The sequence below is a fragment of the Paraburkholderia sp. EG286A genome (genome assembly GCF_040965375.1).
Classification (GTDB): domain Bacteria; phylum Pseudomonadota; class Gammaproteobacteria; order Burkholderiales; family Burkholderiaceae; genus Paraburkholderia.
Window position 1 is genome coordinate 930,891 of sequence record NZ_JBFRCB010000002.1, and the last position, 17,220, is coordinate 948,110.

The following is a 17,220-nucleotide window of genomic DNA, read 5'->3' on the forward strand; positions in this document are numbered from 1 at the left end:
GAACTCATCACGCCTTTCAGTCACTGGTCATTTGACCGGACCCGTCAATCGCATTAGCGGCGACTTTCCATCGCAATTCGCAACTGACTCTCCGAGACCGGCTTTGGATGCGTGAGTTGGCGTGACATGAGCGACGGCGAACATTCGCCGGTGCGAAGACCGGCCACACTTCAAGACATATGAATTGCATGGCGCGGCCCGTTGAATCCGGCCGTGAGCAATGCCTTCCACCTTGGGATGAAACACGTGCTTGCCCCCAACCTGATGATTAACGGCCGCTTTCTGGGTCGCCGCGCGACGGGTGTCGATCGCTTTGCGTTCGAGACGATCCGGGCGCTCGACCAGTTGATCGAGCTGCGCGATCCACGCGTTGCCGGATTGCGGACCGAGATCATCGTTCCCGAAGCGCTGGCCGCCATGCCGAATCCGTTCCGGCACGTCGCGTTGCGCGCGAGCGGAAAGGGCGGTGGCCTGCGTTGGGAACAACTGGCGCTGCCGCAAGCCGCACGCGGCCGGTTGCTGCTCAATCTCTGCAACTCCGGACCCCTGTGGTATCGCCGTCAAATCACGGTGCTGCACGACGCGGCGCCCGCGCGCGTGCCGGACAGCTACAGCCGGTCCTTCGTTGCCTGGTATCGCCTGATGGCGCCACGTCTTGGCCGCATATCGCAGCGTGTGATTACCGTGTCGGAATTCTCGCGGCGTGAGCTGTGTGACGCTTACCGGATTCCGGCAGACAAGATCGGCGTTGTGCCGGAGAGCGGCGAGCACATGTTGCGTGTGCAACAGGATGCAGCTCCAACTTCAGTCACGCTCGACGAACGTCCATTCGTGCTTGCGGTGGGAAGCCTCAATCGTCACAAGAATTTCCAGCTCGTGGCCGAGGCGGCGCGCCTCATTCGTGACGCGCAGTTCGACATCATCGTGGTAGGCGGGGGCGACGCACGGGTCTACGGAACGGGCCAGGATGCGTTGCCCGCGTTCGTGAAGCATCTCGGATACGTGAGCGATATCCAACTCGCTGCGCTCTATCGGCGCGCGGCGTGCTTCGTGTATCCGTCACGCTACGAGGGCTTCGGGTTGCCGCCGGTCGAGGCGCTGGCGCTTGGCTGCCCAGTGATCGCTTCGCGGCTGCCGGCCGTCCAGGAGGCGTGCAGCGACGCCGTGCTCTACACCTCGCCAGACGATCCTGCGGAGCTGGCGAGCTTGCTCGAGCGAATCACGAGCGACGCCGCGTTACGCGAGAATCTGCGCGAACGGGGCCGCGCACGGACTGCGGAGCTCACCTGGCGAGCGACTGCGACCAGGTTGATCGAGGAGATCTCGCCGTGGCTAATGTGACGCTTGCATCCAATCTTGCGAACGACACGCGCCGATTCGGCCGCGTCGCGCTCGTGCATGAGTGGCTTGTCACTTACGCGGGGTCGGAGAAGGTCGTGGAGCAGATTCTTCAGCTCTTTCCACAGGCCGATCTATACAGCGTTGTCGACTTCTTCCCGGAGTCGCAACGGGGAGTGCTGGGCGGAAGGCATGCAACGACTTCGTTCATTCAGCATCTGCCGCGGGCGCGCAAATCGTTTCGCACTTACCTCCCGCTCATGCCGCTGGCGATCGAGCAGTTCGATCTGTCGTCCTACGATCTCGTGATCTCCTCGAGCCATGCTGTCGCCAAGGGGATTTTGACCGGTCCGAACCAGGTGCATGTCAGTTATGTGCACTCGCCGATCCGGTATGCGTGGGATCTGCAGCACCAGTATCTGTGCGAAGCCGGGCTGCAGCGCGGCATGAAAAGCTGGATCGTGCGTGCGTTGCTTCACTACATGCGTATCTGGGACCAGCGCACGGCGCATGGCGTGGATGCCTTCGTCGCCAATTCTGCCTTTGTGGGGCGACGCATTCGCAAAGCCTACGGCAGCGAGGCCACTGTGGTCTATCCGCCCGTCGATGTGGAGCGGTTCGAATTGGGTGACCAGCACGAAGACTTCTATTTGATTGCCTCGCGCATGGTGCCATACAAGCGGATTCCGCTCATCGTCGAGGCATTCGCCGCGATGCCGTCACGGCGTCTCGTGGTGATCGGTGATGGCGCAGACTTTGCGCGTGTGAAGGCGTGTGCCACGCCCAATGTGACGTTGCTCGGCTATCAGCCCGATGAGGTTCTGGTCGACCACATGCAGCGTGCGCGGGCGTTCGTCGTCGCGGCGGAGGAAGACTTCGGCATTTCGGTTGTCGAGGCACAGGCCTGCGGCACGCCGGTCATCGCTTTGGGTCGTGGAGGCTCGCGGGAGATCGTGGTGGATTCGCCGGACCCCGAACGCGGCACGGGGCTCTTCTTCAGCGAGCAAAGCGTGGCATCAATTGTCGATGCGGTGGAGCGCTTCGAGCGGCAGCCGCCGCTCAAGGCGGAAGTTTGCCGCCGCAATGCGATGCGCTTTACGGAAGAGCGGTTCAAGCAGGAGTTTCTCAGTGTAGTGGAACGCGCGATGGATGCCGACAAAGTGCTCGCCGACACGCCGCCTGTGGTGCGGCGCTGGCATTCAGCCTGAGTCGGCACAATAACGAGATCGTTCACGCACGAATGCTGGGTGAACGCATAGGGGTTTCGGCAAGTGGAACTGACGATATTCGGAGTCATCGTGTTCGTCGCCGGACTGGCGGCGCTCTACGTGTCGTATCGCGGCGCGATTTACGGCATGGCGGCGTTTTCCCTGTTTGGATGTACGCTCGCGCTCAGCCTGGGCGGCATCGGCATTTTGCCGGCGCAAGTCTTTCTCGCGTTCTTCGCACTCAGGGCGTTCAATCTCGTGGGCGGGAAGGGGCTCGCTGACGCGGTCGCGCAGGGCAAGCCGGGCTTCTGGCTGCTCTGCACCTGCGTCTGGGGTGTTACGGGTGCCATCCTGCTGCCGCGTTTGCTGAGCGGCGCAACACTCGTGTTCCCTGTCGACCGCAGCAGCCAGTTCATCGTATTGCAGCCGCTTGGCCCTGTCTCCGGCAACTTGTCTCAGACGATCTATTGCATCGCCGACGTTATAGTGTATTGCTCCATGTTTGCGTTCCTGCAATATCGCGGCGTATACCGGACGCTCGCCAACGCCATCTTCCTGCTCGCCTCGCTTGACGTGCTTGCCGGCGTGATCGATATCGTTGCGCACGCGGCGGGCCTCGACGTTCTCTCGGTAATCAAGACGGCGCAGTTCGCCGATTTGACCGGCCAGGAAATGGCCGGGATGGTTCGCATCAGCGGCACGTTCAGTGAAACGTCCGGCTTTGCGGCATTTACGCTGCCGATCTTTGTCTTTTGCCTGAATCTTTGGCTCGTCGGCTATCGCCCGAAACTGGCCGGTCCGCTCTCGATTGCAACAGGATGCCTCCTGCTGCTGTCGACTTCGGGAACCGCGTATGTCGGGTTAGGGGCGTATCAGTTCGTACTGCTCCTTAGCCGGCCCGCCGTGATCTCGCGTTTCGCCCCCGTACGCAAGCAACGGCTGTGTGTCATTTCGGCATGCGCGGGTCTGTTGGGCGTGCTCTACGTAATCGTCTTTTTGCCGGGGGTGGTGAAAGTGCTCAGTGATTTCGTCGACGCCGCGATTCTGAGCAAGGCGGGTAGCGACTCCGGTGTCGAGCGAATGGGCTGGAATTCTCAGGGCATCACCAACTTCTTCGATACGTATGGAATAGGTGTTGGACTGGGAAGCATTCGTGCGTCGAGCTTTCTGGTGGTGCTGGTGGCAAGCCTTGGCATCGTGGGTGTGGTGTGTTACGGCACGTTCCTCGGCAAGACTCTGCTGACACCGGTGCCTGCCCATTACCCCTTCACGGAGCGAGCCGTCGCTTATGCGGCGCGGCACGCCATGATCGCGACGTTGATCGTCGCATCGGCTTCGCTTAGCGTCTTCGAGCTGGGTTCTTGTTTCTATATATTTGCGGCCGCAGCGGGCGCACTCTCGCCGCGTGTGCTGCGACGTGTGCCCGCGCGCGGCGGATGGGTTGCCAGGGGGGCTCATGAATAAGGTTCACTCGTCGCTGTCAAAGCTTGAACTGCTGGCTGTTTATTTCTCGTACGCAATACGCTACCTCTACCCACTCGTTCTCATTCCTTATTACGGAAGAGTGCTGGGTTCGAGTGGCTACGGGGTGGTATTGGCCGGACTGTCGCTTTCCAGTGCACTCTGGCTGGTCGTCAACTTCGGATTTTCGACCATCGGGGGACGGGATATCGTCCATACCGAAATCGCGAGCGAACGCGATACGATTTTTCGGGATCAATTCACGGCCCGGCTGCTGTTGTCCATTCCCGGTGCGATCGTCGGAGGCATCGCGGTTAGCCGGTCGGAAATCATTGCGAATGTGCCGCTTGCGGGTATTTTTGTCGTTGCCGGAGGGCTGCTGTCCGCCTTCAACATTGGCTGGTATTTCACCAGCACAGGACGCCCGCGCACCAATGTCTTGATCGAAGTACTGGGGCTCCTGCTTTCGCTCGCACTGATCTTTACCTTCATTCGGAAGCCCGTTGATGTCGACCGCGCGTTTCCCGTGATTTTTACCTCCAGCATGATCCAGACGCTGGTGGCATATTGGCTCGTTCGAAAAGAATACAGCGGCTTCCTTTCACCCGTGCGTGCGGCCATGGGTCTGATCAAGCGCTCGGCCACGATCTTCATCTACAGCGGAACAGCGGTTTTGGTGCTGGATGCATCCACCTACATTTTGTCGCTGCTGGCCGCGGCCCAGGAAGTGAGTGCCTTTGGTCTCTCTGAGCGCCTGGTGGGTGCCGCATTGAGCATCATGGCGCCCGCCGCGCAGATTCTGGCGCCGAAGGTCATGTATCTGGTGACCCGTAACCCGGCCCGCGCGAATCTGCTTGCCCGGCGGACATTCGCCGTCTTCTTTGTCGGAGCGGTAGCCGGAGTGATCCTCACGCGATTGCTCTCTGAATGGCTCATACCGCTGATATTTGGGCCGGAGCTGCGTCATGCCGTCCCGGTTCTCAATATCATGGTGTTCATTCTGCCGCTTACCGTTTGCACGCGGGTACTCGGTATCTATTTCCTGATTCCCCGGAAACTTGAAAAGCTGCTTGCCTGGAGCGGTGTGATCAGCGCGGTGGTGAACCTGATGGCGGCCATTCCGCTTGCCAGCCACTGGGGCGCCGCAGGTATGGTCTACGCGCGGATACTCGCGGAAGGATCATTGCTGGTTATGTTGATTTTCGGGATCTGGAAAGCAGGCCTGTTTCGGGAGATTCTCGGAATCAACGAAGGTTTCTCTTTGCCGGCGAGATTTGGAAGATGGCTCGAATGACGAACGCCGCGAATCGCTTTGCGCATGCGTTGTGGTGTACGCGTGAGATCTGCGGGTGCATTCGGCAGGCAGGAGTGCGATGCCTCGCGTGTCGATGCTGCGTCCTCCGCATTCCTGCGGGCAATGATCGATGAGGTCAATGATGGAATCGAGCTTCAGTTCGCGAGTCACGATGGCCGAGCCAATGAGTCAGCCTTCACCTGGCAAAGATCCGAGAATCTGCCTGATCTTCGCCACTCGTGGTCGCGCAGACATTCTCAAGGACGTCGTTGCCTTCGTCGACTTGCAGACGGTTAAACCCGATCTGATCATCGTCTCTTGCGTCTCGGACGAGGACGTTGGCGACCTGTCTGTCCAACCCGGCTTGATCGTGCTGAAGGGGCGACCGGGACTTACGACGCAACGCAATCATGCATTGGATCATGTGCCGGACGACGTCGACGTCGTGATTTTCCTCGACGATGACTTCCTGATGCATAGCGAGTGGATTGCGGAAGTCCTCAAGGCGCTGGATAGCGATCCATCCATTGCTTGTGTCACCGGAACCGTCATCGCGGATGGCATTCATGGACCAGGTTATTCCGTCGAAGAAGGGCGCGCCATCGTTGCGAAGATCGGCGACCTTCCGGAAAGGTTGATCGTCGCGCCGACCGGTGGCCCGTACGGGTGCAACATGGCGTTCCGCGCCAGCAGCATCGCTGGTCTGCGCTTTGACGAGCGCCTCGTTCTCTATGGCTGGCAGGAGGATCGTGATTTCGGAGGCCAGATCTGGAATCGGGGCTATCTCGTCGTGCGTATCAATACTGCGCTCGGTGTGCACATGGGAGTCAAACGCGGCAGGGTATCCGGATGCAAACTGGGTTATTCGCAGGTCATCAATCCGTTCTATCTGGTGAAAAAGAAGACCATGCCTTTGCGCCCGGCGGTCGATCATGTCATACGCAATATCGCGAGCAACATAGTGCGAAGCTTTGCACCGGAACCCTGGATCGACCGGCGAGGGCGTCTCATGGGGAACCTGATCGGATTGTGGGACTTCTTTCGTGGAAGGCTCACGCCTGAGCGACCCGAGAGCTTTTAGCAATCAAGCCTCTGAGGGGACTTCCGATTCGGACAACATATTAGTAGCGGAGAAGGTTTTCTATAGGGCTTGTGTTAGTCGCACGCGATGAACAAAGACTCCCATTTGGCAGTGCCAGATTGCCTGCGCGGCCTCGCAGCCATATCGGTCCTGCTCTTTCACTTCAATCACTGGCTGGGGATCCCATGGTTGGCCCCCAACGCCGGTATTGCTGTTGACTTCTTCTTTGGCCTGTCGGGTTACGTCCTGTGCGTGGCGTATCGTGGCCGCTTCGAAAGAGGGATGAGCGGTGCGCTTTTCGCGCGTATCAGACTCATACGGCTGATGCCGATGATCGTGATCGGAACCTTGTTGAGCGCATCGTATCTCGCGGCGAGATATGTTCTGCTTCACGATTCCGACGTTTCTCCAGGCTGGCTCGCGGCCGCCACGCTCCTTGGTCTATCGTGCATTCCGGTCTTCGGTGCTCCGCATGCAATTGGAGGGCCGCAGGTGTTTCCGCTCAATGGCCCCGAATATACGCTGTTCCTCGAGCTGGTCGTCAACGTCTTCTGGATGCTCACACGCCGATTCGACGGAATAAAGTTTGCGCTCACCATGGCGATCGCAGGCTACGCGCTTACCTCGGTATTCGGTATGGGAGGTGATACGCCGCAGACTTTCCTGTCCGGCTTTCCACGGGTGTTCGGCGCTTATTATCTGGGCGTCCTGCTTTATCACTGCCATGTGAAATTCGGGCTGCTCTCGTTGAAGATCTGGAAGTCGCTTTTTCTTCCAGCGTGCGTCGCAACCATGGTCATTATGGGGTGGAATGGCCAGATCCCGTTCTTCGTGCAGTGGCTGTGGGCCGCCGCCGTGATGCCGTTGCTGATCCTCGGCGGATCTTCGATTGCGCTCACCGGGCCCGTACGGACGGTCGCGCTCGTTCTTGGGGAACTGTCGTATCCCGTGTACGCGTTGCATTACCCCACGTTTGTCTGGCTCAACGGCGTCTATCAGGAGTTGATGCACAGAAAGGATCCGATTCTGGAGGCCGCCGTGTTCTTGCCCGCGATCCTGCTGACCAGTTATCTCATCATGCGTTTCATCGATACGCCCATCCGTGCGTGGCTCGTATCCCGATTTGGCCGATCGACGCCTAAACCGGTTCTCGACGCCACGGCCGCCGATACTCCCGTTTGAGCCGGTACGCGGAGGCTGGCTATGCACGCGTTTGCGTGCGGTATCCAGCAGTGCTGCGCCGGGTGGGTCGATAGCATACCCGTCGGAGAAAGCGGCACTGGCCTGCGGAAGGACGGAAATCGCGTAGCGCGAATCTTGCTCGAAACCTCTGGGCTATCGTTGCGGCCGCTTGAGCTGCCATCTGATCGATTGCCGGGCCATTGACTGAAGAGAATTGACGCTTGAACGTGGAGGGGGGTTATGAAAACGATCGCGTCGAAGACGATAGCGTTCAATGGCAAGTTCTTCGGGGCAGCGCCGACGGGCGTGCACAAGGTTGCCGAGCAACTCGTCGCTGCGACCGATGCGCTGATTGCGGCGCAAGCCGGCAGCGGCGTCGATTGCGCCCTCGTAGTCAGAGACCGCGTCGAGATTCCGCGTTACCGGAACATTTCGTGCGTTCGCGAGAGTCGCTGGGTTCGCAAGATTCACCGGATCGCGTGGGAGCAATGCTATCTTCCCCTGGCTCGCAGAAGGGACTTCATTCTTAATCTGTGCAATCTCGGGCCTTTGCTTCATCGGGATTCGGCGACGATGATCCACGATGCACAGGTATATTCGGCCCCAGAATCCTATTCGCTTCCTTTCCGGCTTTGGTACAAATCGCTCTACTTTTTTATCGGCAAACGTCACAAGATCATCTTTACCGTATCCGAGTTCTCTAAAGCCGAGCTGGTGCGTTATGGCATTGCAAACGCGGACAAGATTGTCGTCGTGCATAACGGCTGCGACCATGTTCTGCAGGTCCAGCCGGACGCGCGACAACTCGCGGCGTTGAGCCTGAAGCCGCGGCGCTATGTACTCGCACTCGCGAACACCCAGAAACACAAGAACGTCGGCATTTTGCTCAAGGCCTTCGCAGGCGCACAGCTGAGCGACGTCGAACTCGTGCTGTTCGGCAGTGCGAGCCAGGCCGACTTCGAAAGTCTCGGGCATGTCGTGCCTCCCAACGTGCGATTTACCGGCCGCATTAGCGATGCCGAGCTCGTTGGGCTGATGACCCACGCCGGCGCACTCGCCTTTCCCTCGCTTACAGAAGGGTTTGGTCTGCCTCCGCTGGAGGCAATGGTGCTGGGTTGCCCGGTCGTCGCTGCACCGTTTGGCGCGCTTCCGGAAGTTTGTGGCAAGGCGGTGCTTTATGCTGATCCGTTCGACGCGGACGCCTGGCGAATGCATATTTTGACCGTACTCAACGATGAGTCCGTGCGGCAGTCACTGATATCCGCCGGACGCCGGCAGGCTGGTGGCTTCACCTGGAGACAGGCGGCGCGCAGCATCTTCGAGACCGTGAAGGCCGTGAGTGGCTGAATTCCTTATAGAAAAGCGATGTTGGGGGCACGTAATGTCTATTGATGTCGACTTCTCATTGGCGCTCAATGATCGAACCGGCAAGCTCTTTCTGGGGAAGGACATCATTTCAACGCTCGGCACCAGGGTGACGAGGGTCCACTACGGCCGATTTCACGAATTTCCCCATAGTGATCTGATGCGCCGGATCGTGGGCCGCCTGACCCACAAGGAAACCATTGCACGGGTCAACAGGTCGCGGCTCGTTTCACTCTTGCCGGTCATTCGCGATCCACGCCCTACGCTGCATCTCGATCCACTGAGCGTCGTGCGCCATCGCCTGGAAGCGCGAGACATTGTGCTGTGCCACGATGTGGGTCCGATCACCCATCCAGAATACTTCGCACCGGGTGTCAATGAACTGTACGTTCGGGCTTATGACGAGATCCGGCGAATGAAGCCCCATATGGTCTTCGTCAGCAAGACTTCGCAGCGGGAATTTCACGCGCTGTACGGCAATGACTTTGCCTCGTCGAACGTCATCTATATTCCAACCCGTTTGGGAGTCAAGAAAGGAGAGGGGCGTCCGGTGGAAGGCGTTTCGCGCCGCTTTCTGCTGACGGTGGGGAGTATCGGCGATCGGAAGAACCAGGCTCGTTGTATCGAGGCGTTTTCGGCAAGCGGGCTCGTGGAGAAAGGCTGGCAGTATGTCCTTGTCGGAGGGCGCGAGTCCGGCGCCGACGTCGCTATTGAACTTGCCAGGCAATCTCCGGGTGTCGTGATGCCGGGTTATACGAAAGATGAAGAACTTCGTTGGCTTTATCGCAACGCATCCGGCTTCGTGCTGATGAGTCTGCTGGAAGGATTCGGAATGCCGGTGATCGAGGCGATAGAGCACGATTTACCATGCCTCGTTTCCCGTGGGAGCATTTTGACGGAAGTTGGCGGCGGCGCGATGCTGTGCGCCGATCCGCTTGCTCGCGAATCGATCGCGTTCGGTATGCGTTCGCTAGCCGAAATGCCGGACGAGGAGCGTGGTCGGCGGATTTCGGAGGCGCGCGCGCATCTCGAGCTTTTTGCGCGCGAACCGATACTCGCTAGCTGGAGAGCACTGGTTGAAAAGGTCGGTTGATTCGCGGGATCGTGCTGGACCCAATTGCAAGGGGGCAGTGCGGGGTCCGTGGGCAGCAGTGTGCGTGCAACAACAAGGCCCGCCCCGGCGAGCCGGGGCGGGCCACGGCAACACGTAAGACTAGTCGCTTCCTTGCAGGGCCGACTTCGCAACGCGGCGGGCGGTATTCACCGCCGAGAAAGCCGCGGCCTTGGCGCGATCCCGCACGCCGCTTCGTCCGGGCGGAGTGGGGTTGAGACCAAGCTTGCGCAGGTAATAGTTGGCCCGATAGACATCCGCGCGCAGCGTGTTGAGAAACTGAAAATTTACGCTCAACGTCACCGAGATATTGTCGCCGTTCTTCAACCAATGGGGGCAATTGACAGGAACGTGAACGCCGTTGCCGGGGGCCAGTTTGTACGTCTTCGCCCTGTCCTGCAACTCGGGTCGATAGTTCGGCGCGTTGTGGTCGATCGTCCAGAATCGCTCGAGTTCCTCTTCGGGAAGCACCTGCCGGTCTTCGCGATCAAAGACGTACAAATCCTTTTGACCGTGGATTTGAAGGATGAAATTGCATTCCCGATCGATGTGATACGCCGTCACCCGCTTCGGTGACGTCACGAAAATGATCAGGTCTTCGCGCTTGATCTGCGATTCGATGTCACCGCCAACCATACCCTTGATCTCCGCCATCGCATGCCTGTACAGCTCGGCGTAGGCTGGATCTTGTTGCGGGCCTCTGAAAATGAACCAGGCGTTGGAGTCTTCCAGCTGCTTTAACGCATTGAGCGGCGAGAACGCACGATTCGTATCTTTCCATTTCTGACCGGGCGCGACGTCACCCATGTCGAAATAGAGGTCATCTGGGCGCGTTTTCAGGGTTCGCTCCGCCAATTCCATCAATTGAGGAAGCTGAAAGAGCGGATGGGACGCCAGATGGTGGGAGACGTCGAAGCTCTTCCGCTCGAAATTCTCCCGAAACACCGAGGAATCCGCGTCGATCCATTTGTCAGGCAATGTCGCTTCGAGAACGGGGGGGACGGCGGTAGTCTCCATGTGATCGCTCCTCTTAGTCTAATGAGGGATAAGCAATACCCTTTGGCACCTGGGAACCCAATTGCGTGGGACGTGAAAACGACGGATAACTAATTACTTGCGACCGTGGGTTTATTGGCCACATCGTCGAACTTGTAAAGCCACGCGGGCGTTCCCTTCAGGGCTACCCAGCCAGGACCGGGCTCAATATTCGGCATTGCGAGGGACACGACCGCTCGCGCTCCGGTTTGATGGAACGCTTGCATGATCTCTTCACGCTGTTGCGCCGTAAGCTTCGTCCAGAATGTTTCACTAAAATTCGGCCAGAGGACTTCGTCTTTGCGATCGAGGCGGTTACGGTCCTGCGGCTCGATACGGTACGGCAGACCGCCGAACTCGGCGACGATGCGCAAGCGTGAGACATAGGCCCAGCTGACTCTGACAGTGGGATAGCTATCCCGTATCACGGCGACCGGATCCCCCGGCTGCAACCCGGAGGCCGTGAGAGCGTCAGCAATCCGCCATTTCGGGTCGTCGTGAAAGTCCGATCGATTAACCGCCGCCACGAACGAAGGCCCGTCGGTCATGGCAAGCTCACCGAGCGCGCCTGCGCCATAGATGATGACGAGCGCTGTGGCGAGCAGGCGGCGCGATTGGAGGGTTGCGTCGAGCAATGGCGCCCATGTCAGAAGCGCAATAACCAAAACGAACGCACTGAGATAACGATCTTCAACGTGAACAATAAAATAGGTGGCGAAACCTCCGACGGTTGGCAGCAGCAATGGCCAAACGCGGATGATTGTCTTGAGGAGCGATGCTCGCCATGACCGTCTGGCAACGATAAACAAGAGCGCTGCGGCGAGCGAAAGCACCGTTGGATGTTGCTTGAGTATCTGCTGCAAGCTCCACAGCGACCGGCCCATTGCTATCAATTGCATCTTCAAACTGAAGAACGTCTTAAAGCCTTTGTACCAATATGCGACGTCGTTATAGGGTGGGTACGTCGTGTGGAAAGGCGTACCAAAGCCGAACACCGGCAAGCCCGCTACCAGTTGACTGGTCGGATGGATTGGCCGGCCGAACTGCGCCGGTCCGCCTTGCCAATTGGTCAGGTGAGGAAGCTCGTTTACGTGCCAGGGGACATTCAGGGCACCTGAGGCGCCAAGCGTGAATTCCCCATAGGACCAGGAAATCCCGGCGATGTAGACCGCAAAAAAAACACCGAAGGTTCCCGCTACCGCACCGAGCGATTTCCACAGGCCGCCCCTCGTGCAGCAATAGATGAAAAGCGTCAACACGAACAGGCAGGCAAATGGAGTGAATACCCCCTTTACCCAAACGCCTAGACCCAGAACCAGACCAAGCAAAGTCGCAGTCAGCAGGTCTTTGCGACGAATCAGGGAGAGAAGCAGGCCGGAAGCCAGGAGGAAGCCGGTGGTGACAAGCAAGTCCGGGCACGCGGCTGAAACGGAATCAAGCGCGAGGCAGGCGCCAAGAAAAACGCAAACCCCAATCCAGACGGTGAACGGGTGCTTGCTCAGCGCAAGCGAACCAGGCCAATACAGCGCGAGCGCACTGCGGATCAGTCCGCGCCAGGCGGCATAAGCAACGAGATAGATTACCCAGTTGATTGCCGTTATGGCATACCACTCGCCGTCCGGCGTGGGGGCGGCCAACGCCCGGGCGCCGGCAACCAATGCGGGATAGCCGGGATTCCAGAACGGGTTGAATATTTCGCGCCAGTCGAGGTGCGTGACGGCCCAGCTGACATTGAGATAGGAGATCCAGTCGCCATAATATTGTGTCCGACCGTAGAGGCCTTCGACGATACCGAGTATGCCGACGACGATCCAGGACAGGATCAAATGCACATTCCCCCGTGACCACTTTATTGTCATGTAGCACCTCCACGCCTGCAGCTAGAAGATCAATAGATAAGGGAGTCAACCGCCCAGTGGTCCAATCAGCAAAATGAGCTATTAACGCCCAATATCAATCGAGGTGTGAGCACGGGCCGATATCCGCCTTGTCGGACGCAAACGCCGCTACGGTCTGGAACGATCCAGCACAATGTGGCGAATTCTCGGAAACGATGGCGTGTTTCTGCACGCCTCGTTCATCGCTCGATGTCGCCCCGGCCGTCATATGACAGCAGGGCATCTCGCTTACGTTCGTGTAGGCAAGTCACGCGATGAATTTAGCCGGTGGAATCGAACCTCTCTGTGCGTTGGGCAACGCGGCTTTCGATCGAGCGAGGCGGATTCATCGGCATATGCGTGCGCACAGACAAGATTCCCAGGTTCGCCGAAAGGGGAGTGGCGTTCAGGGCGGCGGTGCGTCGCCTGCCGTCGGGACCTGATTCGACGCACTGGAGGCCGCGCCGGAAAAGCGCCCCTTTTCGTTGAACGTCCACGCCGAGTTGAGCAGATAGGTCAAGCCGAGAACAAGGGCAGTCGTAACCAGCTGCGCAATGAGATAGTTCAAACCAAGACTGGTGACGAAGAACTTCATGCACACACCGTTCATCAATACGCCGAGCAAGGCGATGATGGCGAACTTCGGTGCGGTCGACAGGGGATTGCTCTTGCTTCGGAACGTGATCTGGCGGTTGAGGCTGTAGTTGACGATCGCGCCGACGGTCGCCCCGGCCATGGAACTGACCGCCGGGGAGGCAAGACCGGAGTGGACCATCGCAATCAAAATCGCATACTGTGCGACGGTGCCGATCGCACCGACGCCCGCATAGACCACAAACCTTCTTGCCGCGCGCAGATCAGGCATCGCTCGTGCCCGCAGATTGATAGCGGCGGCGGATCAGATAAACCGGCCGATTCTTCGATTCGTAGTAGATGCGGCCGATGTATTCGCCAAGTACGCCTATGCCGATCAACTGAACCCCGCCGAGCAGGAGCACGGCCGAGATCAATGACGCGTAGCCAGGTACGGCGACCCCTTGAATCAAGGTTCGCACAATGAGAAACGATGCATACATAATCGCGATACATGCCACGAAGCTGCCGACGTAAGTCCATACGCGGAGCGGCAGCGTACTGAAACTCGTGAAGCCCTCCAGCGCGAAGTTCCACAGTTTCCAACCCGAAAACTTCGACCTGCCTGCGAGGCGAGGCTCGCGCACATACTCGACGATTGCGGTCCGGTAGCCGACCCAGGCAAACAGGCCCTTCATGAAGCGCCGCGTCTCGGGGAGCTGTTTAAGGGCGTCCACGACCTCCCTCGTGATCAAACGGAAGTCACCCACGTTCTCCGGGATCTTCGTGTCGCACATCGCGTTGTGTATGCGATAAAAGATTGCCGCGGTCTGGCGCTTGAGGAAGGAATCCGTCAGCCGGCTCACACGTTTGGCAACGACGACGTCGTGGCCTTCGCGCCATTTCTCGACCAATAGCGGAATGATTTTCGGCGGGTCCTGCAAATCCGCGTCGAAAGGAATCACAATGGCGCCGCGCGCTTCGTCGAGCCCTGCCGAAAGCGCGGCCTCCTTGCCGAAGTTGCGCGTCAGGTCGATGACACGGATGCGGCTGTCTTCCTTCGACATGCCGATCAGCATGCGCAGCGTGTCATCGCGGCTGCCGTCATTCACGCAGACGATTTCAAACTCGGTTCCGTCTATCGATTCGAGTACAGGAATGACCGTGCTGAAGAACGCGCCGATCATCTCCTCCTCGTTATAGAACGGTACGACGAGCGACAACAGGCAGGGCTCGCTAACCGAGGGAGCCTCCGCAAGCGCAGGATTGGACCGCGCAGTCGTCTCGCGCGCGCCTGCCGGCGAGGTTGACGCTTCCCTCAGGAGAGGCTCCGGAGCCAGAAAGTGAGGGCGGCCGATATAGTCCATGATTACCTCGCGCAGATGCCGCGGTTGTCCGACTGGCGTAACGATTTCATCGCAGGCGTTCAGCGTTTGACCAGACGCCGAACCGCATTCAGCGGGGACTTCAATCGGGTCACCGGCGAGTGAACGACTTCCGCAAATGTTTTGGGATGGCGATGTTCGAGCGTCGAGATGACTTTTCTTTTCAAGCTGTCACGCAATGGCGAAACACCGGGTGGCAACGGCTTCAGCCCCATCATGCGCAGAACGTAGTTAGCCTGATAAACCCGCGCGCGCTGCTCGAGCGACCTCATGCAGTAGTTGATGCTGATACTCACCGAAATGTTGTCGTCGTTCTTGACCCAATGCGGCGCCAATGAGGGGTGATGCACCACTTCACCCGGGTTGAGCCGGAAGATCGTGCCGCGACTCTGCAGTTGACGACGATAACGCGCGGCCTCGAAGTTGCCCGCGTAGTAGCGCTCCACTTCCTGGTCAGGCACCAGCTCGCGATCGGTAGCCGGGAAGAGGCATACGTCTTTCGAGCCCTGCAACTGGAAGAGGAAGTTGGTTTCGTGATCGATGTGGAAGGGCGTCGAGATATTCGGCGACGAGACCAGCAATGTCATCGTCACCAGGGTGATGTCGCTGCGCAGCGGGTAACCGGACAACTCCTCGAGCTCGGCCGTAATCGACTCAAGGACATGGGCGTAGTCCGCGTCGTAAAGGTGTGCCTGAGTCAGCTTGATCCATGAGTCGTTTTCGTGAACGCTCGCAAACGCCTCTTTCAGCCGCGTGCTATGCGGCATGGCGCTGAACCTGGCTTCCAGCGAACTATTCTTGAAGTTGATCGCGCGGACGTTGCCATTCTTTTCAAGCATCCGCAGGGCGACCTCCTCGATCCTTGGGATCTCGAACAAGCCGCTCTCATGCAACAGATGATTGAATTTGAACGGATGCAGATTGAAGTTGTTTTTGAATTCCTGATTGCAAGCGTGCAGGAATTTTCCGTCTGAGGTGAGCTGGGGGGATGCATCGGCCAACGCCGCACCATTGCTAGTCACAGACATGGCACACCTTTGCAGGTTAGAGGGATATTGCTTGCAGGCTACTATCGCGCCCGTGGGCCAGATGTGCGTTGACGAACATCCAAGCCGGTTTTGGCGTTTACCCGGGATGTGCGGTCTAGTTGACAGCTTCCTGCCTGGTCACCGAAGTTGTGTCGGCGGCTCTGAAGCTTGGCCTGAGAAAATCGACGACCTCGGCGTCCGTGATCGGTTTGATGTGCAGCCCGAAAGCGGCGTTCAGTGAAGTGACAAAGAACTGGGTCCAGAGCGTGTTCCAGACTACGCCGGCATGGCTGTCTGAAAGGAAGACATTGTGCGGATCGTCGCCGGACGTATTGGTGATGGACCAGCCAGGCGAGAGATGAACCGTCTTGTAATTTGGACGCCCTTGATCGTCGCGCTGGCCCCACATGCTTCTGAACCACGCTTCATCTTCGAGAACATAGACATGGCGATCTGCTGCGGCGAGCGCGCGCAAGCCATTGTTGAAGCGATCTATACCGGCGTCGATATTGGCTATCTCTCTTGCGGATTGCCAGCTTTCGAACTCGCCCGGCCAATCCGCGCCGCTGGCCGCAGTCGAGAGAACGACATAGGTATCCGGGTGATATTTGCGGATCAGCGCGACGGCTTCGCCAATTGACTTGATGCAAGCGTCGATCACGGCCGCGGGGTGCGATGCAGATGGATCGCGTGACATCTCATCAAATAGCTCGTGGCTGCTGAGATCGTTGTCACCGATCCGGATGAACACGATGCCGCCTCGCCAGGCTTGTGGTTCTGTGTCCATCAAATCGACGAGACGGATCGCCTGGCGCTGCGATTGCCCCATCAACTGGCTGCAGGTCGCGCCGCTAACCGCGAAGTTATAGCGGTAGTCCTGTTTAGGGGGCGTGCGGGCGAGCGCACCCAAAGCTTCGCTGGCGATGGCCCGATACTTCCCGGTTCCCCACGCGCCCCATTTGCCCTGGTCGATCTGGTCTCCCCGCAACTGGGCAAGCACCTCGGTCCACTGCCAGGTGGTCGCGCGCCACTTGCCCCCTCGCGCGCGCGGATCTCCCAACATGAGAGTGTCGTGGTAGGACTGGCTATTGGAGTCGCCAAGCACGGCGAGGCGCACCCTTCCCGATGGCGGCTCCGACGCGTTGGCGACGGCGACCGGCACACGGCGAAACAGACCGGGAACGGCTAGTCTGACAAAAAGGCCGGTGACGGACAGTGCGCCGAAAAGCGCGACCAGCAACACCCTACGCGAACGGGACATAGGCCATTTACCCTATCGTGG

14 protein-coding genes are annotated in these 17,220 nt (G+C 58.8%); 8 read left to right on the forward strand and 6 right to left on the reverse strand.

Translation table 11 applies throughout. The annotated features are described in order from the left end of the window. The first annotated feature begins 237 nt into the window (after positions 1-237). The 8 genes from AB4Y35_RS10855 to AB4Y35_RS10890 all read left to right on the forward strand — a co-directional run bounded on the left by AB4Y35_RS10855 (position 238) and on the right by AB4Y35_RS10890 (position 10,022). Entirely contained in the window at positions 238-1,341 is a 1,104-nt protein-coding gene (locus AB4Y35_RS10855; protein WP_368704380.1) for a glycosyltransferase family 4 protein, read from the forward strand. Continuing rightward, positions 1,329-2,546 carry a glycosyltransferase family 4 protein gene (locus AB4Y35_RS10860; RefSeq protein WP_368704643.1) on the forward strand — a complete coding sequence of 406 codons (1,218 nt, stop codon included), beginning with the start codon at positions 1,329-1,331 and terminating at the stop codon, positions 2,544-2,546. Before AB4Y35_RS10855 ends, AB4Y35_RS10860 begins: the two co-directional genes overlap by 13 nt. A 207-nt stretch (positions 2,547-2,753) precedes the next feature. Beyond that, complete coding sequence (locus tag AB4Y35_RS10865; protein ID WP_368704381.1) at positions 2,754-4,010, forward strand: hypothetical protein; 1,257 nt, start codon at positions 2,754-2,756, stop codon at positions 4,008-4,010. After that, positions 4,003-5,301 (forward strand): oligosaccharide flippase family protein, encoded by a 1,299-nt coding sequence (locus AB4Y35_RS10870; protein WP_368704382.1) that lies wholly within the window; start codon positions 4,003-4,005, stop codon positions 5,299-5,301. The genes AB4Y35_RS10865 and AB4Y35_RS10870 overlap by 8 nt, the downstream gene beginning before the upstream one ends. A gap of 139 nt (positions 5,302-5,440) precedes the next feature. Further along, positions 5,441-6,382 (forward strand): glycosyltransferase family 2 protein, encoded by a 942-nt coding sequence (locus tag AB4Y35_RS10875; protein WP_368704383.1) that lies wholly within the window; start codon positions 5,441-5,443, stop codon positions 6,380-6,382. Between the two features lie 87 nt (positions 6,383-6,469). Beyond that, positions 6,470-7,564: an acyltransferase family protein gene (locus AB4Y35_RS10880; protein ID WP_368704384.1), complete on the forward strand. Its 1,095-nt coding sequence runs from the start codon at positions 6,470-6,472 to the stop codon at positions 7,562-7,564. Between the two features lie 240 nt (positions 7,565-7,804). Beyond that, positions 7,805-8,911, forward strand: coding sequence for a glycosyltransferase family 4 protein (locus AB4Y35_RS10885; RefSeq protein WP_368704385.1), 1,107 nt, complete (start codon positions 7,805-7,807; stop codon positions 8,909-8,911). A 34-nt stretch (positions 8,912-8,945) separates the two neighbouring features. Further along, complete coding sequence (locus AB4Y35_RS10890; RefSeq protein WP_368704386.1) at positions 8,946-10,022, forward strand: glycosyltransferase; 1,077 nt, start codon at positions 8,946-8,948, stop codon at positions 10,020-10,022. A 120-nt stretch (positions 10,023-10,142) separates the two neighbouring features. Here the strand turns inward: AB4Y35_RS10890 and AB4Y35_RS10895 are convergent, their stop codons facing one another. From AB4Y35_RS10895 to AB4Y35_RS10920, 6 genes are all read right to left on the reverse strand, one after another. Beyond that, positions 10,143-11,057, reverse strand: a complete 915-nt coding sequence (locus AB4Y35_RS10895) for a transcriptional regulator (protein ID WP_133188926.1) — start codon at positions 11,055-11,057, stop codon at positions 10,143-10,145. A gap of 89 nt (positions 11,058-11,146) precedes the next feature. After that, positions 11,147-12,934 (reverse strand): hypothetical protein, encoded by a 1,788-nt coding sequence (locus tag AB4Y35_RS10900; protein ID WP_368704387.1) that lies wholly within the window; start codon positions 12,932-12,934, stop codon positions 11,147-11,149. A gap of 424 nt (positions 12,935-13,358) precedes the next feature. After that, on the reverse strand, positions 13,359-13,817 hold the full coding sequence (locus tag AB4Y35_RS10905; protein ID WP_368704388.1) for a GtrA family protein: 459 nt from the start codon (positions 13,815-13,817) through the stop codon (positions 13,359-13,361). Further along, the gene (locus AB4Y35_RS10910; RefSeq protein ID WP_368704389.1) at positions 13,810-14,892 is read right to left on the reverse strand and encodes a glycosyltransferase family 2 protein; all 1,083 of its coding nucleotides are present in this window, start codon (positions 14,890-14,892) and stop codon (positions 13,810-13,812) included. The genes AB4Y35_RS10905 and AB4Y35_RS10910 overlap by 8 nt, the downstream gene beginning before the upstream one ends. A 59-nt stretch (positions 14,893-14,951) precedes the next feature. Next, positions 14,952-15,938, reverse strand: a complete 987-nt coding sequence (locus AB4Y35_RS10915; RefSeq protein WP_133188918.1) for a cupin-like domain-containing protein — start codon at positions 15,936-15,938, stop codon at positions 14,952-14,954. Between the two features lie 115 nt (positions 15,939-16,053). Further along, complete coding sequence (locus AB4Y35_RS10920) at positions 16,054-17,199, reverse strand: SGNH/GDSL hydrolase family protein (RefSeq protein ID WP_133188916.1); 1,146 nt, start codon at positions 17,197-17,199, stop codon at positions 16,054-16,056. Positions 17,200-17,220 lie beyond the last annotated feature (21 nt).

Excerpts from the sequence above, each read along its gene's own strand:
- AB4Y35_RS10890 (WP_368704386.1), top strand. The coding sequence starts at position 8,946 with ATGTCTATTGATGTCGACTTCTCATTGGCGCTCAATGATCGAACCGGC.
- AB4Y35_RS10870 (WP_368704382.1), top strand. The coding sequence starts at position 4,003 with ATGAATAAGGTTCACTCGTCGCTGTCAAAGCTTGAACTGCTGGCTGTT.
- AB4Y35_RS10900 (WP_368704387.1), bottom strand. The coding sequence starts at position 12,934 with ATGACAATAAAGTGGTCACGGGGGAATGTGCATTTGATCCTGTCCTGG.
- AB4Y35_RS10920 (WP_133188916.1), bottom strand. The coding sequence starts at position 17,199 with ATGTCCCGTTCGCGTAGGGTGTTGCTGGTCGCGCTTTTCGGCGCACTG.
- AB4Y35_RS10875 (WP_368704383.1), top strand. The coding sequence starts at position 5,441 with ATGATGGAATCGAGCTTCAGTTCGCGAGTCACGATGGCCGAGCCAATG.
- AB4Y35_RS10885 (WP_368704385.1), top strand. The coding sequence starts at position 7,805 with ATGAAAACGATCGCGTCGAAGACGATAGCGTTCAATGGCAAGTTCTTC.
- AB4Y35_RS10905 (WP_368704388.1), bottom strand. The coding sequence starts at position 13,817 with ATGCCTGATCTGCGCGCGGCAAGAAGGTTTGTGGTCTATGCGGGCGTC.
- AB4Y35_RS10915 (WP_133188918.1), bottom strand. The coding sequence starts at position 15,938 with ATGTCTGTGACTAGCAATGGTGCGGCGTTGGCCGATGCATCCCCCCAG.
- AB4Y35_RS10895 (WP_133188926.1), bottom strand. The coding sequence starts at position 11,057 with ATGGAGACTACCGCCGTCCCCCCCGTTCTCGAAGCGACATTGCCTGAC.
- AB4Y35_RS10880 (WP_368704384.1), top strand. The coding sequence starts at position 6,470 with ATGAACAAAGACTCCCATTTGGCAGTGCCAGATTGCCTGCGCGGCCTC.
- AB4Y35_RS10855 (WP_368704380.1), top strand. The coding sequence starts at position 238 with ATGAAACACGTGCTTGCCCCCAACCTGATGATTAACGGCCGCTTTCTG.
- AB4Y35_RS10910 (WP_368704389.1), bottom strand. The coding sequence starts at position 14,892 with ATGGACTATATCGGCCGCCCTCACTTTCTGGCTCCGGAGCCTCTCCTG.